Here is a 13,082-nt window from a genome sequence, read left to right on the forward strand (position 1 = left end):
CATGAAGGCATTCGCGTTCCTTAACTTAACAACGGGGGCTGCCCTTGATGTTTCCAGAACCCTTTACCTTGATGGGATTGCGGTGATGATTTATGCGCTAAGGGTCAAGCTAATGATTTTAGCGGCGATAGCGCTCGTACTGCCGTTCTCAATATTTGAGGTGTACGTTGTTTTTACGTCGGGATCTGCTGAGCCATACAGCTATTTCTTGTCAATTCCCTTGGCGATAGTTTCGTTTCTTTTGCTGCAACTGGCGACTGGTTACAGCGTAGTAAAAGGTTGGGCAGTGTGTGGCATGCCGAGAAACTACATCTTTTTGGTTGTCTGGCTGTTGAGCGTGGCTTTGCTGTTCGTTTTGCCTGCGATTTATTCCGGAGGTGAATCTTGAGTGCCTTTGTGCCTTGGGGCGGAGCTGTCTCAAAGAAATCCGTAAAGGGTATCCGTTAAATGCTCCGTACCTTTTATTTCTTGCTTTCAGCTTTGCTGCTGATGGTTTCGTTTGCTGGCACCAAGAGCAAATGGGCGGTTGGCGGACTCGATTTGTACGGGATTTTATTTTTTATTTGCATCGTTGTTTATTTTCCGTTGATGGTCGTTTCTTTTTGTTTTTTTGTGAGTTCGCTGGTCGTGCTTTATAGGACAAGCTGTTTACAGAGAACGCTTTCGCCGTTGGTAGCGTCGGCGACGGGTGCTGTTGCTTTGTATCGGTTTAATTATTGGGTGTTCAATGATGTTTACTAATGCTGGAGAGGTTGGGGTTGCCCAGAATCTTCAATTTATGAAGAGTAAATATCTTTTGCTTGCTGGAGCAGTCCTGGTGGTTTTGTCCTTCTGGACCTGGTATTGCGTCAATGCAATGATCGGCTTTCCCGCAGGCATTACCCAGATCAGTCCCTCCGGTCGATACATTCTGGAAAACGTACGAGTGGGAAAAATTTTTCCATTCGGCGGCATGGCTTACCTCAGGGTCATCGACAGAGAAAACCCTCAAGTCGTCTATCGCACGCCCTTGTATGACACTCAGTCCCTGGACATGAACACAAACGAGACCGAATCCACTGTCGGGATCGTCTGGATATATTTTGATCGCAACAAGAAGTCCTTTGAAATTGCCATGCCGGAATGGGAAGAAAGTTGGATGAACATGTTCATCAGCAATACCCCATACACGCATCTGGAAAATTGAACGATATGGATCGGACGAACGAATTTCAGGGTTACCTGGCCGGTGTCGCCGACAGCGATCTGTTCGGCTGTCTGGCCTTGCTGAGCTTTGTCCTGCTGGTGACTGCCTTGCATCGTGCTGCCCGAGCTTCGCGTGTGCACCGGGTTCTGACGCTGTTCGTCCTGATGATGGTCGTCGCGATCCATGGCACCGGTACCTGGTACCTGAACCTGAGGCCAGCATGAGCCATTCCAGTCGACTTGCCATGTGCCTGTTTGTCCATGCCCTCGGATGCGTGGCCTATGCATTTCTGAATGACGCCGTTGTGCTTGCCTACAAAGGGTTGAACGGCGGCTTCACCTCCAGGGGCGTTGCCGTCGGCATGGCCAGCTACGCGCTTTTCTACATCTTTTTGGCCATCAATCTGATTGTCGCGTTGGTGCCGAACCTGTTCGCCAAGCTACTGCTGCTGTGTCTGATGGTGGGTTTCATCTTGCTTTGGATGCTGCCGGATCAGCCCTTGAGGGCGTTGTTTTATGGCGTGGCTCAGGGCTGCGCCACGTTGCTGTCAATTCTCGCTACTCAGGTCATCGAGTTGCGTTGGGCGGCCCGAAGCATTGCCGGTCGTGTGCAGAACCGGCCAGAAGGCGGTCTCGCATGAACAGTGCAGTCGCAGGACGCAAAACACAGGGCACCACTTACGTGAGCTCCATTACCAGGCAGGTACTTTCCCGTGTCCTTTAACCACTACTACCAAAGCGAACTCACCGCACTGCGCCAACTGGGCCGCCGTTTCGCCGAGCGTAGTCCGGCGTTGGCGCCGTTCTTGGGGCAGGCCGGGCGGGATCCGGATGTGGAGCGGTTGCTGGAAGGCTTTGCGTTCCTGACCGGGCGTCTGCGCCAGAAGCTCGATGACGAGTTGCCGGAGCTCAGCCACTCGCTGATGCAACTGCTGTGGCCGAACTACATGCGGCCGCTGCCGGCGTTCAGCATTCTGCAGTTCGACCCGCTCAAGCGTTCGGGGCCGGCGCTGAAGGTCGAGCGGGACACACCGATCGAGAGCGTGCCGATCGAAGACGTGCGCTGCCGCTTCCGCACCTGCTACCCGACCGAAGTGCTGCCGCTGGACCTGGCCGCGCTGAACTACTCGGTGAAGGGCGACGGCTCGTTGCTCAGCCTGCGCCTGGAGATGAGCGCCGACGGCCACCTCGGCGAGCTGGAACTGAGCAAGCTGCGCCTGCACTTCGCCGGCGAGCGCTACATCAGCCAGATGCTTTACCTGAGCCTTTTGCGCAACCTCGAAGGCATCGAGCTGATCCCGCTGGACGGCGCCGGCAAGCCCATCGACGGGGTCAGCGGCAAGCCGATGGCGTTCAAGATCCCGGGCGACCGGGTCAAGCCGGTGGGTTTCGCCGAAGAAGAGGCGCTGATCCCGTACCCGCTCAACACCTTCCGCGGCTACCGCTACCTGCAGGAATACTTCGCCTTCCAGGACAAGTTCCTGTTCGTCGACGTCAACGGCCTCGACATCCTCAAGGCGCTGCCGGAAGACACGCTCAAGCAGATGCGCGGCCTGGAGCTGCGCTTCGACATCCGCAAGAGCGGGATCATGCGCATGCGTCCGACCCTGGACAACGTGAAGCTGTTCTGCACGCCGATCGTCAACCTGTTCAAGCACGACGCGCTGCCGATCCGTCTCGACGGCAAGCAGGACGAATACCTGCTGCTGCCGGCGGAGTTCGACCTGGAGAACTGCGGCGTGTTCTCGGTGGAGACCGTCACCGGCTGGAAGCCCGGCGGCCTCGGCTACCAGGAGTACGTGCCGTTCGAATCGTTCGAGCACGACCCCAGCTTCGACGTGCCCAACAGCCGTCCGCACTACAGCATCCGCCAGCGCTCGTCCTTGCTGCACGACGGCCTCGACACCTACTTGAGCTTCGGCATCCGCCACACCGAGGCCCACGAGACCCTGTCGATCGAGCTGACGTGCACCAACCAGAACCTGCCGCGCAAGCTCAAGCTCGGCGACATCTGCATGGCCTGCGAAGAGACGCCGGAGTTCCTGAGTTTCCGCAACATCACCCCGGCCACGTCGAGCTTCGCGCCGCCGCTGAACCGTGACTTCCTGTGGAAGCTGATCAGCAACATGTCGCTCAACTACCTGTCGCTGGCCGACGTCAACGCGCTGAAGGTGATCCTGGAGACCTACGACCTGCCGCGCTACTACGACCAGCACGCGGAGAAGGTCAGCAAACGCCTGCTCGGCGGCCTCAAGCACATCAAGCACCATCACGTGGACCGCCTGCACCGTGGGCTGCCGGTGCGCGGCCTGCGCACCGAACTGACCATCGACCCGGAAGGCTACATCGGTGAAGGCGACCTGTTCGTCTTCGCCTCGGTCCTCAACGAGTTTTTCGCGCTTTACGCCAGTCTCAATTCGTTCCACGAACTGCGGGTCAAGAGCACACAGGGAGAGGTGTACCAATGGACACCACGTATGGGTCTGCAGCCCCTGCTCTAAGCGGGCTGACCCGGGCAATACGCGAGTACTCGCTGTTCCAGGCCGTGCTGCTGGTGATCGACCGGCTGCGCGATGCGCACCCGTACCTGAGCGAAGACGACCTGTACGACCAGCTGGAATTCCAGGCCAACCCGAGCCTCGGGTTCCCCGGCTGCGACGTCGACCGCGTGGAGTTCTTCGAAGAGCACGGGCAGATGCGCGCGCGCATGCGCTTCAACCTGATCGGCTTGGTCGGCTCCGGTTCGCCGCTGCCGGCGTTCTACGGCGAACAGGCCCTGGGCGACAGCGAAGAAGGCAACCCGACGCGCAACTTCCTCGACCTGTTCCACCATCGCCTGCAGCGGCTGCTGCTGCCGATCTGGCGCAAGTACCGCTACCGCGCCAGTTTCCAGAGCGGCGCCATCGACCCGTTCTCGTCGCAGCTGTTCGCCCTGATCGGCCTGGGCGGCGACGAGATCCGCAAGGCCAAGGAACTGAACTGGAAGCGCCTGCTGCCGTACCTCGGCCTCCTGAGCCTGCGGGCCCACTCGGCGGCGCTGATCGAAGCGGTGCTGCGGTACTACTTCAAGCACGAGGACCTGGTGATCGAGCAATGCATCGAGCGTCGCGTGGAGATTCTCGATGAGCAGCGCAACCGTCTGGGCCGCAACAACAGCGTGCTCGGCGAAGACCTGGTGCTGGGCGAGCACGTGCGCGACCGCAGCGGCAAGTTCCGCATCCACATCACCGAACTCGACTGGGAGCGGTTCCACGAATTCCTGCCCATCGGCTTCGGTTACCAGCCGCTGTGCGCGCTGGTGCGGTTCACCCTGCGTGACCCGCTCGATTACGACATCCGCCTGGTGCTGCGTCCGGAAGAGATCCGCGAACTGCGCATCGGCGAGAAGAACGACTGTCGCCTGGGTTGGACCAGTTGGCTGGGCTGCGAAAAAGCGGACGGCGTGGTGACCCTGGGCAGCAAAATTCATTAAGGACGTGAGCCATGATCAACGTAGACCTGCAACAACTCATCCAGGCGCTGGACGCCGAAACCCGCCGTGACCTGGAGCGTTCGGCCGAGCGTTGCGTCGCCCGCGGCGGCAGCAAGATCCTGGTCGAAGACCTGCTGCTGGGCCTGCTGGAGCGCCCGAACGGCTTGCTCGGCCGCGCCCTGCAAGACGCCGATGTGGACGCCGGCGAACTGAGCGCCGCGTTGCAGACCCGTGTGGAGCACAGCGCTTCGCGCAACCCGGTGTTCGCCCCGGAGCTGGTGCAGTGGCTGCAGGACGCGTTGCTGGTGGCCAACCTTGAGCTGGGCCAGACCCAGGTCGAGCAGGCCGCGCTGATCCTCGCGCTGCTGCGCAACCCGATGCGCTACGCCGGCAGCCGCTACCAGCCGCTGCTCGCCAAGCTCAACATCGACCGCCTGAAGGAATTCGCCCTGTCGCAGCAGGAGCAACCGGCGGCCGGCGGCAAACCCGCCGTCCAGGGCGAATCGTTGCTGCAGCGCTTCACCCACAACCTGACCCAGCAGGCCCGCGACGGCAAGCTCGACCCGGTGCTGTGCCGCGACGGCGCGATTCGCCAGATGGTCGACATCCTCGCCCGGCGCCGCAAGAACAACCCGATCGTGGTGGGCGAGGCCGGCGTCGGCAAGACCGCCATCGTCGAAGGCCTGGCCTCGCGCATCGCCGCCGGCGAAGTGCCGCAGGTGCTCAAGGGCGTCGAGCTGCTGGCCCTGGACATGGGCCTGCTGCAGGCCGGCGCCAGCGTGAAGGGTGAGTTCGAGCGCCGCCTCAAGGGCGTGATCGACGAGGTCAAAGCCTCGCCGAAGCCGATCATCCTGTTCATCGACGAAGCCCACACCCTGATCGGCGCCGGCGGCAATGCCGGCGGTTCCGACGCGGCCAACCTGCTCAAACCGGCGCTGGCCCGCGGCGAACTGCGCACCATCGCCGCCACCACTTGGGCCGAGTACAAGAAATACTTCGAGAAGGATCCGGCGCTGGCCCGCCGCTTCCAGCCGGTCCAGCTGCACGAGCCGACCGTCAACGAAGCCGTGACCATCCTGCGTGGCCTGGCCCAGGTCTACGAGAAGAGCCACGGCATCTACCTGCGCGATGACGCCGTGGTGTCGGCGGCGGAACTGTCCGCCCGTTACCTGGCCGGCCGCCAACTGCCGGACAAGGCCGTCGATGTGCTCGACACCGCCTGCGCCCGCGTGCGCATCAGCCTGGCCGCCGCCCCGGAAAGCCTGGAGCGCCTGCGCGGCGAGCTGGCCGAAGGTGGCCGTCAGCGTCAGGCCCTGCGCCGCGACGCCGAGGCCGGCCTGCCGGTCGACCACGAAGCGCTGGAGGCGCTGGAAGCGCGTCTGGACGAGGCCGAAGACGAAATGGCCGCGCTGGAAACCCTGTGGACCGAACAGAAGCAACTGGCCGAGCGCCTGCTGGATCTGCGCCAGCAACTGGCCAAGGCCCGCGAAGCGGCGGCGGTCGAGCCGGTGGTGAGCATCGAGGAAGACGCCGAAGGCACCGTGATCGAGACCCTCGTGGCCGAGAGCGATGAGGCCCAAAGCGTCGAGGCGCTGGAGGCCGAGCTGCATGAGACCCACAGCGCCCTGACCGCCGCCCAGGCCAAGGAGCGTCTGGTCAGCTTCGAAGTCTGCCCGCGCCTGGTGGCCGAGGTGATCAGCGCCTGGACCGGCGTGCCGCTGGCGCAGCTGGCCCGCGAACACAACGCCAAGGTCGCGAGCTTCGCCACCGATCTGCGCACCCGCATCCGTGGCCAGGAACAGGCCGTGCACGCCCTCGACCGTTCGATGCGCGCCACCGCCGCCGGCCTGAACAAGCCGGACGCACCGGTGGGCGTGTTCCTGCTGGTGGGCCCGAGCGGCGTCGGCAAGACCGAAACCGCGCTGGCGCTGGCCGACCTGCTGTACGGCGGCGACCGTTTCATCACCACCATCAACATGTCCGAATTCCAGGAGAAGCACACCGTTTCCCGCCTGATCGGTGCACCGCCGGGCTACGTCGGCTACGGCGAGGGCGGCATGCTCACCGAAGCCGTGCGCCAGAAGCCGTACTCGGTGGTGCTGCTCGACGAAGTCGAGAAGGCGGATCCGGACGTGCTCAACCTGTTCTACCAGATCTTCGACAAAGGCGTGGCCAACGACGGCGAAGGGCGTGAGATCGACTTCCGCAACACGCTGATCCTGATGACCTCGAACCTGGGCAGCGACCGCATCAGCGACCTGTGCGAGAACGGCCAGCGGCCGACCGCCGAAGTGCTGGAAGAGACCATCCGTCCGGTGCTGAGCAAGCACTTCAAGCCGGCGCTGCTGGCGCGCATGAAAGTGGTGCCGTACTACCCGGTGGGCGGCCCGGTGCTGCGCGAGCTGATCGAGATCAAGCTGGGCCGTCTGGGCGAGCGCCTGAACCGCCGTCAGCTGGACTTCACCTGGTGCCAGAACCTCGTCGATCACCTGTCCGAGCGCTGCACCCAGAGCGAAAGCGGCGCGCGCCTGATCGACCATCTGCTCGACCAGCACGTGCTGCCGCTGGTGGCTGACCGCCTGCTCGACGCCATGGCCACCGGCGAAAGCCTGCAGCGCGTGCACGCCACCCTCGACGGCGATGCCGGCGTGACCTGCGAGTTCGCCTGAGGTGGGTGTGATGTTCACTCAAGTGCCGCAGCCGCTGCTCTATGCCGAAGCCTTGCTGGCGCAGTTCGCCAGCCTGTCGCGGGCGGCGGACGGAGCTGCGCTGCTGGGTGAGTTCGTGCGCGGCCTGGCGGAACTGAGCGGCTGCGAGCTGACGCAGCTGTACCTGCTCGACGCCACGCACACGTGCCTTGGGATGAACGCCGAATGCCTCGACGGCGTGCTGCAGCCGCGCGAGGCGGCGAGCCTGCCGGCGGACTACAACGGCGAACAGCTGCTGCAGTTCGCGCTGTGCCAGAACCGCGTGGTGTGCCTGAGCGAACTGAGCGGCAGCCTGCACGAGACCAGCTTCCTGCCGGCGACCTCTGCGCCGTGGCAGTCGTTGCTGTGCGTGCCGCTGGTCAACCCGCAGAAGGCGGTCGAAGGGCTGCTGCTGTGCGCCAGCCGCCGCCATGCCGACCTGCAAGGCTTCGCCGACTCCCTCGGCCAGCTCGGCTCGTTCGTGCTCGGCCAACTGCACCTGCTGCAACGCCTGCGGCAACCGGCCTGCGCCACTGAACCGGCCCTGCGCAGCGTTCCGAGCATCAGCGGCTACGGCCTGATCGGCAGGAGCGCGGCGATGCGCCAGACCTACTCGCTGATCGGCAAGGTGCTGCACAGCCCCTACACCGTGCTGCTGCGCGGCGAGACCGGCACCGGCAAGGAGGTGGTGGCGCGGGCGATCCACGACTGCGGCCCGCGCCGCTCCCAGGCGTTCATCGTGCAGAACTGCGCGGCGTTCCCGGAAAACCTGCTGGAAAGCGAGCTGTTCGGCTACCGCAAGGGCGCCTTCACCGGCGCCGACCGCGACCGCGCCGGGCTGTTCGACGCGGCCAACGGCGGCACCCTGCTGCTGGACGAGATCGGCGACATGCCGCTGTCGCTGCAGGCCAAGCTGCTGCGCGTGTTGCAGGAAAGCGAGATCCGGCCGCTGGGCTCCAACGACACCCACAAGATCGACGTGCGCATCATCGCTGCGACCCACCGCGACCTGTCGGTGCTGGTCAGCGAAGGCAAGTTCCGCGAAGACCTGTACTACCGCCTCGCGCAGTTCCCGATCGAACTGCCGGCCCTGCGTCACCGCGAAGGCGACATCCTCGACCTGGCCCGGCACTTCGCCGACAAGGCCTGTGCGTTCTTGCAGCGCGATCCGGTGCGCTGGTCCGAGGCGGCGCTGGAGCACCTGTCCGGCTACAGCTTCCCCGGCAACGTGCGCGAGCTCAAAGGGCTGGTCGAGCGGGCGGTGCTGCTATGCGAGGGCGGCGAACTTTTGGCCGAGCATTTTTCCCTGCGCCTGGAACCGCCGCCGGAAGACGACAGCGGCCTGAACCTGCGCGAACGGCTGGAGCGGGTCGAGCGCACGCTGCTGCTCGACTGCCTGCGCAAGAACGACGGCAACCAGACCCTGGCCGCCCGCGAACTGGGCCTGCCCCGGCGCACGCTGCTGTACCGGCTCGGCCGCCTGAACATCAATCTGGGGGACTTCGATGGCTGACCTGCAATGGCTTGCATCCTCACCGAGGGTGGCGCGAAGGCCCCGATGCAGAGCCTTCGCCAGCACCCCGAACACCTCTTTCAGCGCCGCCCGCAAGGGTCGGCGCTTTGTGCTTTGTCTACACCTGGAGACCCTCTGATGCCTGTACGTCACTGGCAAGCCGTCCTGCTGACCCTCGTCGTTCTATGCGGCCTCGGCGGCTGCAGCGGCAACTACAAATACAACGACAAGGACTATCGCCCATTGGGTGATCCGCAGGCGGCCAATCGCGGCAAGTGACCGCAAGGAGCATCAAACATGGAACTGGTTTTCGAAATGCTGAACACCAAGCAGTTCGTGCCCACCGAACTGTGCCAGAAGACCTTCAAGCAGGCCGGCGGCGTAATCGGGCGGGGCGAGGACTGCGACTGGATCATCCCGGATCGCAAGCGGCACCTGTCCAACCACCACGCGATCGTCAGCTACCGCGAGGGCACGTTTTTCCTCACCGACACCAGCAGCAACGGCGTGCAGGATGGTGAGAGCGGCGCACGCCTGCACAAAGGCGAGCCGGTGCGCATCGAGCACGGCAGCACCTACGTGCTGGGCGATTTCGAGATCCGCGCGCGGCTGGTGCGCGACCCGGCGACCTTCGACGGCGAAGCCGGGCGCCCCCGTGCCGCCGGCAGCATCATCCCGGACGACGCCTTCCTCGACCTCGACCCGCTCAACGCGCTGGAGCAGCAGGAGCGCGTGTACTCGGAGATCGAAGAGCTGCTGGCGCCCAACACCAAGCCTGAGGACTCCCGTCAGCGCGCCGACTACGCCCGCATCGACATGGAAAGCCTGATGGTGCCGGAGCTGATCAGCGAGCCGGCCAAGCCTGAGCCGGCCCCGGCGCCGAAAGCCGTCGAGCGCCAGAGCGAAGGGTTCTGGGAACACTTCGGCGCGGCGCTGGGCGTGGACCTCAAAGGCCTGAGCCACGACGAGCGCGAAGAATTGGCGCTGAACGCGGCGCGCCTGCTCAAGCAGAGCATCGGCGGCCTGCAGCAGAGCCTGCGCACCCGTTCGGAGCTCAAGAACGAACTGCGCCTGGCCCAGACCACCGCCCAGGGCACCAACAAGAACCCGCTGAAGTTCGCGGTGGATGCCGGCGAAGCGCTGGGCATGCTGCTGCAGCCGCACAAGCCGGGGCACCTGCCGGCGGCGCAGGCGGTGTCCCGTGCGTTCCGCGACTTGCAGGCGCATCAGGTGGCCCTGCTGACCGCCAGCCGTGCGGCGGTGCGCGGCACCCTGGAGCACTTCTCGCCGGAGCAGCTGACCCTGCGTTTCGAGCGCGACAACAAGCCGTTGATCGCCACCTCTGGCGGACGCTGGAGAGCCTTCGGCCGTTACCACCAGGCGCTGCGCCAGGACGACGACTGGAGCGAGCGCCTGCTGGCCCGCGACTTCGCCCAGGCCTACGAAGAACAGATCCGCCTGATCTCCACCCTACACACCGATCTTCAAGGATGATGCGCATGCCTCGCCGCTCGACCGCTTTTCTCAAGACGCTGACAGCCTTCGCCGCGCTGGTGCTGCTGGCCGGCTGCTCGTCGCTGACGCCGTATTCGACGATGACCAAGGTCAACCTGAAGCTGACCGGCAGCGATCAGCTGAACCTGGACCTCAATGGCCGGCCTTCGCCGATCGTGGTGCGCCTGTTCGAGCTCAAGCACCCGGTGACCTTCGAAAACGCCGACTTCTTCAGCCTCTACGAACGCGCCAAGGAATCCCTCAACCCGGACCTGGTGGCCAGCGAAGAACTGGAGCTGCGCCCGGGCGAAACCGTCGAGCTCAAGCTCAGCGTGGAGGAGGGCAGCCGCTACGTCGGCATCCTCGCCGCCTACCGCGACCTGTCGGACGCCCAATGGCGCCACACGGTGCAGATCACCCCGGTGGAAATCAACGACGTCGACCTGACCCTCGATCAGGCCGGCATCCGCAATACCCATGACGTGCTGGCCAAGGCGGGTGACTGACCATGAATACCCATAAAGTCATCTGGCAGGAAGGCATGCTGCTGCGTCCGCAGCACTTCCAGCACAACGACCGCTACTACGACCACCAGATGAAGACCCGCACCCAGTTGCTGGGCGGCTACACCTGGGGCTTCCTGAACCTTGAGATCGACCTGCAGTTCCTCAACATGGGCAAGCTTGTGATCAGCGAAGCCTCGGGGATCCTGCCGGACGGCAGCCTGTTCGAGCTCGGCGGCAACACCGAGCCGCTGGCCCTGGACGTGCCGCCGAACACCGGCAACACGCCGATCTACCTGGCGCTGCCGCTGGTCACCGGCAACCACATCGAGGCCCGCCGTCCGGAGCAGTCCGACGTGCTGGCGCGCTACACCGCCTACGAGACCGAAGTGGCCGACTCCAACGCCGGCGACGATTCGGCCAGTCAGGTCAGCTGCGGCCGCCCGGACTTCAAGCTGCTGCTCGGCGAGCAACAGAGCGACCAGGCCTACGTGAAGCTGAAGATCTGCGACGTGCTCGACACCACGCCGGACGGGGTGATCAGCCTCGACCCGGATTTCGTGCCGACCTACATCCAGGCCCACGCCTCCAGCTACCTGCTGTCGTGCCTGAAAGAAGTCATCAGCATGCTCAACCACCGGGGCGACACCATCGCCGAGCGCATCCGCTCCAACGGCAAGGTGGGCGGCGCGGAAGTCGGCGACTTCATGATGCTGCAGCTGATCAACCGCACCGAACTGCTGCTGCGCCACTACCTGGGCCTGGAGCAGGTGCACCCGGAAGAGCTGTACCGCACGCTGCTGACCATGCTCGGCGACTTGGCGACGTTCTCCAGCGAAAACAAGCGCCCGCGCCTGGACAGCCGCTACTCCCACGCCGACCAGGGCGCAAGCTTCCGCAAGCTGATGGAATCGATCCGCCAGGTGCTGTCGATGGTGCTGGAACAGCACGCCATCGAGCTGATCCTGCAGGCGCGCCAGTACGGGATCATCGTGTCGCCGTTGCACGACCACAAACTGCTCGGCTCGGCCTCGTTCGTGCTGGCGGCCAGCGCCAACTGCGACTCCGAAGAATTGCGCCACCGCCTGCCGGCGCACCTCAAGGTCGGCCCGGTGGAGCGCATTCGCCAACTGGTCAACCTGCACCTGCCGGGGATCAAGGTCAAACCGTTGCCGGTGGCCCCGCGGCAGATCGCGTTCCACTCGAACAAAACCTATTTCATCCTCGAACTCAGTTCCGAAGACCTGGCGCAGCTCGAGCGCTCCGGCGGCTTCGCGTTCCACGTGTCCGGCGAATTCGCCGAGCTTGAACTGAAATTCTGGGCCATCAGGAACTGACCGACATGATCAAGGACATGGAACACAACCAGGACGACAAGACCGTCCTGCTCGACCGTCAGGGCCATGGCCCGGCGTCGGGTCCGCTGACCGACTTCGCTGCGCCGCCGCGCTTCGAGCAACTGGAAGAACGGATGATCTACGCCGCGCGCCTGCGCCCGGCGGAAGCCTTCAACATCAGCCTCAATTCGCTGGTGGCGGCGTCCTCCGAACTGCTGTCGGAAGTGGTGCGGCTCAAGCACAGCGAAACCCGCGAAGACCTGTACGCGCTCAACGAGCGCCTGACCGCCGGGCTCAAGCTGTTCGAGGTGCGGGCCCTGCACAACGGCGCCGAAAGCAGCCAGGTGATGGCCGCCCGTTACGTGCTCTGCACCGTGGTCGACGAAGCCGTCGTGACCACGCCGTGGGGCAACGAAAGCGAGTGGTCGCAGATGAGCCTGCTCAGCAGCTTCCACAACGAGACCTTCGGCGGCGAGAAGTTCTTCCAGCTGCTCGACCGGCTGTCGAAGAACCCGGTCAAGCACCTGCCGATGCTGGAGCTGATGTACCTGTGCCTGTCCCTCGGCTTCGAAGGCAAGTACCGGGTGCAGGCCCGCGGCATGCTGGAGCTCGAAGGCATCCGCGACGCCCTCTACCGGCAGATCCGCCAGCTGCGCGGCGACGTGCCGCGCGAGCTGTCGCCGCAGTGGGAAGGCCTGAACGACCAGCGCCGCAACCTGGTGCGCATCGTGCCGGCGTGGATGGTGGTGCTGTTCACCTTCGTCTGTCTGGTGATGATGTTCTCGGGGTTCGCCTGGGTGCTGGGCGAGCAGCGCGACACCGTTCTGCAACCTTATCAGCCGTTTGATCCGGCCGCGGCGGCGCCGCAGTCGCAGCCGTAAACAGGGACGT

14 protein-coding genes are annotated in these 13,082 nt (G+C 64.1%); all 14 read left to right on the forward strand.

The annotated features are described in order from the left end of the window. Window position 1 precedes the first annotated feature (1 nt). The 14 genes from CAG41_RS01230 to icmH all read left to right on the forward strand — a co-directional run bounded on the left by CAG41_RS01230 (window position 2) and on the right by icmH (window position 13,072). Window positions 2-388, forward strand: a complete 387-nt coding sequence (locus tag CAG41_RS01230) for a hypothetical protein (protein ID WP_256575667.1) — start codon at window positions 2-4, stop codon at window positions 386-388. A 59-nt stretch (window positions 389-447) separates the two neighbouring features. Beyond that, window positions 448-741, forward strand: coding sequence for a hypothetical protein (locus CAG41_RS28115; protein ID WP_085630252.1), 294 nt, complete (start codon window positions 448-450; stop codon window positions 739-741). Further along, complete coding sequence (locus CAG41_RS01235; protein WP_139834941.1) at window positions 731-1,186, forward strand: hypothetical protein; 456 nt, start codon at window positions 731-733, stop codon at window positions 1,184-1,186. Before CAG41_RS28115 ends, CAG41_RS01235 begins: the two co-directional genes overlap by 11 nt. A 5-nt stretch (window positions 1,187-1,191) precedes the next feature. Beyond that, window positions 1,192-1,410: a hypothetical protein gene (locus tag CAG41_RS01240; RefSeq protein WP_085579045.1), complete on the forward strand. Its 219-nt coding sequence runs from the start codon at window positions 1,192-1,194 to the stop codon at window positions 1,408-1,410. Beyond that, the gene (locus CAG41_RS01245; protein WP_085693775.1) at window positions 1,407-1,826 is read left to right on the forward strand and encodes a hypothetical protein; all 420 of its coding nucleotides are present in this window, start codon (window positions 1,407-1,409) and stop codon (window positions 1,824-1,826) included. Before CAG41_RS01240 ends, CAG41_RS01245 begins: the two co-directional genes overlap by 4 nt. 72 nt (window positions 1,827-1,898) lie before the next feature. Further along, the gene (gene tssF, locus CAG41_RS01250) at window positions 1,899-3,686 is read left to right on the forward strand and encodes a type VI secretion system baseplate subunit TssF (RefSeq protein ID WP_085579040.1); all 1,788 of its coding nucleotides are present in this window, start codon (window positions 1,899-1,901) and stop codon (window positions 3,684-3,686) included. Further along, on the forward strand, window positions 3,650-4,657 hold the full coding sequence (gene tssG, locus CAG41_RS01255) for a type VI secretion system baseplate subunit TssG (RefSeq protein WP_085693776.1): 1,008 nt from the start codon (window positions 3,650-3,652) through the stop codon (window positions 4,655-4,657). Before tssF ends, tssG begins: the two co-directional genes overlap by 37 nt. 11 nt (window positions 4,658-4,668) lie before the next feature. After that, window positions 4,669-7,326 (forward strand): type VI secretion system ATPase TssH, encoded by a 2,658-nt coding sequence (tssH, locus tag CAG41_RS01260; protein WP_085579036.1) that lies wholly within the window; start codon window positions 4,669-4,671, stop codon window positions 7,324-7,326. 10 nt (window positions 7,327-7,336) lie between these two features. Beyond that, window positions 7,337-8,857: a sigma-54-dependent Fis family transcriptional regulator gene (locus tag CAG41_RS01265; RefSeq protein WP_085706628.1), complete on the forward strand. Its 1,521-nt coding sequence runs from the start codon at window positions 7,337-7,339 to the stop codon at window positions 8,855-8,857. Window positions 8,858-8,995: 138 nt separating this feature from the next. Then, window positions 8,996-9,136, forward strand: coding sequence for a type VI secretion protein (locus CAG41_RS01270; protein WP_085579031.1), 141 nt, complete (start codon window positions 8,996-8,998; stop codon window positions 9,134-9,136). 18 nt (window positions 9,137-9,154) lie between these two features. Continuing rightward, on the forward strand, window positions 9,155-10,351 hold the full coding sequence (gene tagH / locus CAG41_RS01275) for a type VI secretion system-associated FHA domain protein TagH (RefSeq protein WP_085706629.1): 1,197 nt from the start codon (window positions 9,155-9,157) through the stop codon (window positions 10,349-10,351). Window positions 10,352-10,356: 5 nt separating this feature from the next. Then, window positions 10,357-10,857 (forward strand): type VI secretion system lipoprotein TssJ, encoded by a 501-nt coding sequence (gene tssJ / locus CAG41_RS01280; RefSeq protein ID WP_085706630.1) that lies wholly within the window; start codon window positions 10,357-10,359, stop codon window positions 10,855-10,857. Window positions 10,858-10,859: 2 nt separating this feature from the next. Continuing rightward, window positions 10,860-12,191, forward strand: coding sequence for a type VI secretion system baseplate subunit TssK (gene tssK / locus CAG41_RS01285; protein ID WP_085579025.1), 1,332 nt, complete (start codon window positions 10,860-10,862; stop codon window positions 12,189-12,191). Window positions 12,192-12,196: 5 nt separating this feature from the next. Further along, the gene (gene icmH / locus CAG41_RS01290) at window positions 12,197-13,072 is read left to right on the forward strand and encodes a type IVB secretion system protein IcmH/DotU (protein ID WP_085579022.1); all 876 of its coding nucleotides are present in this window, start codon (window positions 12,197-12,199) and stop codon (window positions 13,070-13,072) included. The last annotated feature ends 10 nt before the right edge of the window (window positions 13,073-13,082 follow it).

The organism is Pseudomonas sp. B35(2017) (assembly GCF_002113645.1).
GTDB lineage: Bacteria > Pseudomonadota > Gammaproteobacteria > Pseudomonadales > Pseudomonadaceae > Aquipseudomonas > Aquipseudomonas ekonensis.

Excerpts from the sequence above, each read along its gene's own strand:
- CAG41_RS01230 (WP_256575667.1), top strand. The coding sequence starts at position 2 with ATGAAGGCATTCGCGTTCCTTAACTTAACAACGGGGGCTGCCCTTGAT.
- CAG41_RS28115 (WP_085630252.1), top strand. The coding sequence starts at position 448 with ATGCTCCGTACCTTTTATTTCTTGCTTTCAGCTTTGCTGCTGATGGTT.
- CAG41_RS01235 (WP_139834941.1), top strand. The coding sequence starts at position 731 with ATGTTTACTAATGCTGGAGAGGTTGGGGTTGCCCAGAATCTTCAATTT.
- CAG41_RS01240 (WP_085579045.1), top strand. The coding sequence starts at position 1,192 with ATGGATCGGACGAACGAATTTCAGGGTTACCTGGCCGGTGTCGCCGAC.
- CAG41_RS01245 (WP_085693775.1), top strand. The coding sequence starts at position 1,407 with ATGAGCCATTCCAGTCGACTTGCCATGTGCCTGTTTGTCCATGCCCTC.
- tssG (WP_085693776.1), top strand. The coding sequence starts at position 3,650 with ATGGACACCACGTATGGGTCTGCAGCCCCTGCTCTAAGCGGGCTGACC.
- tssH (WP_085579036.1), top strand. The coding sequence starts at position 4,669 with ATGATCAACGTAGACCTGCAACAACTCATCCAGGCGCTGGACGCCGAA.
- CAG41_RS01265 (WP_085706628.1), top strand. The coding sequence starts at position 7,337 with ATGTTCACTCAAGTGCCGCAGCCGCTGCTCTATGCCGAAGCCTTGCTG.
- CAG41_RS01270 (WP_085579031.1), top strand. The coding sequence starts at position 8,996 with ATGCCTGTACGTCACTGGCAAGCCGTCCTGCTGACCCTCGTCGTTCTA.
- tagH (WP_085706629.1), top strand. The coding sequence starts at position 9,155 with ATGGAACTGGTTTTCGAAATGCTGAACACCAAGCAGTTCGTGCCCACC.
- tssJ (WP_085706630.1), top strand. The coding sequence starts at position 10,357 with ATGCCTCGCCGCTCGACCGCTTTTCTCAAGACGCTGACAGCCTTCGCC.
- tssK (WP_085579025.1), top strand. The coding sequence starts at position 10,860 with ATGAATACCCATAAAGTCATCTGGCAGGAAGGCATGCTGCTGCGTCCG.
- icmH (WP_085579022.1), top strand. The coding sequence starts at position 12,197 with ATGATCAAGGACATGGAACACAACCAGGACGACAAGACCGTCCTGCTC.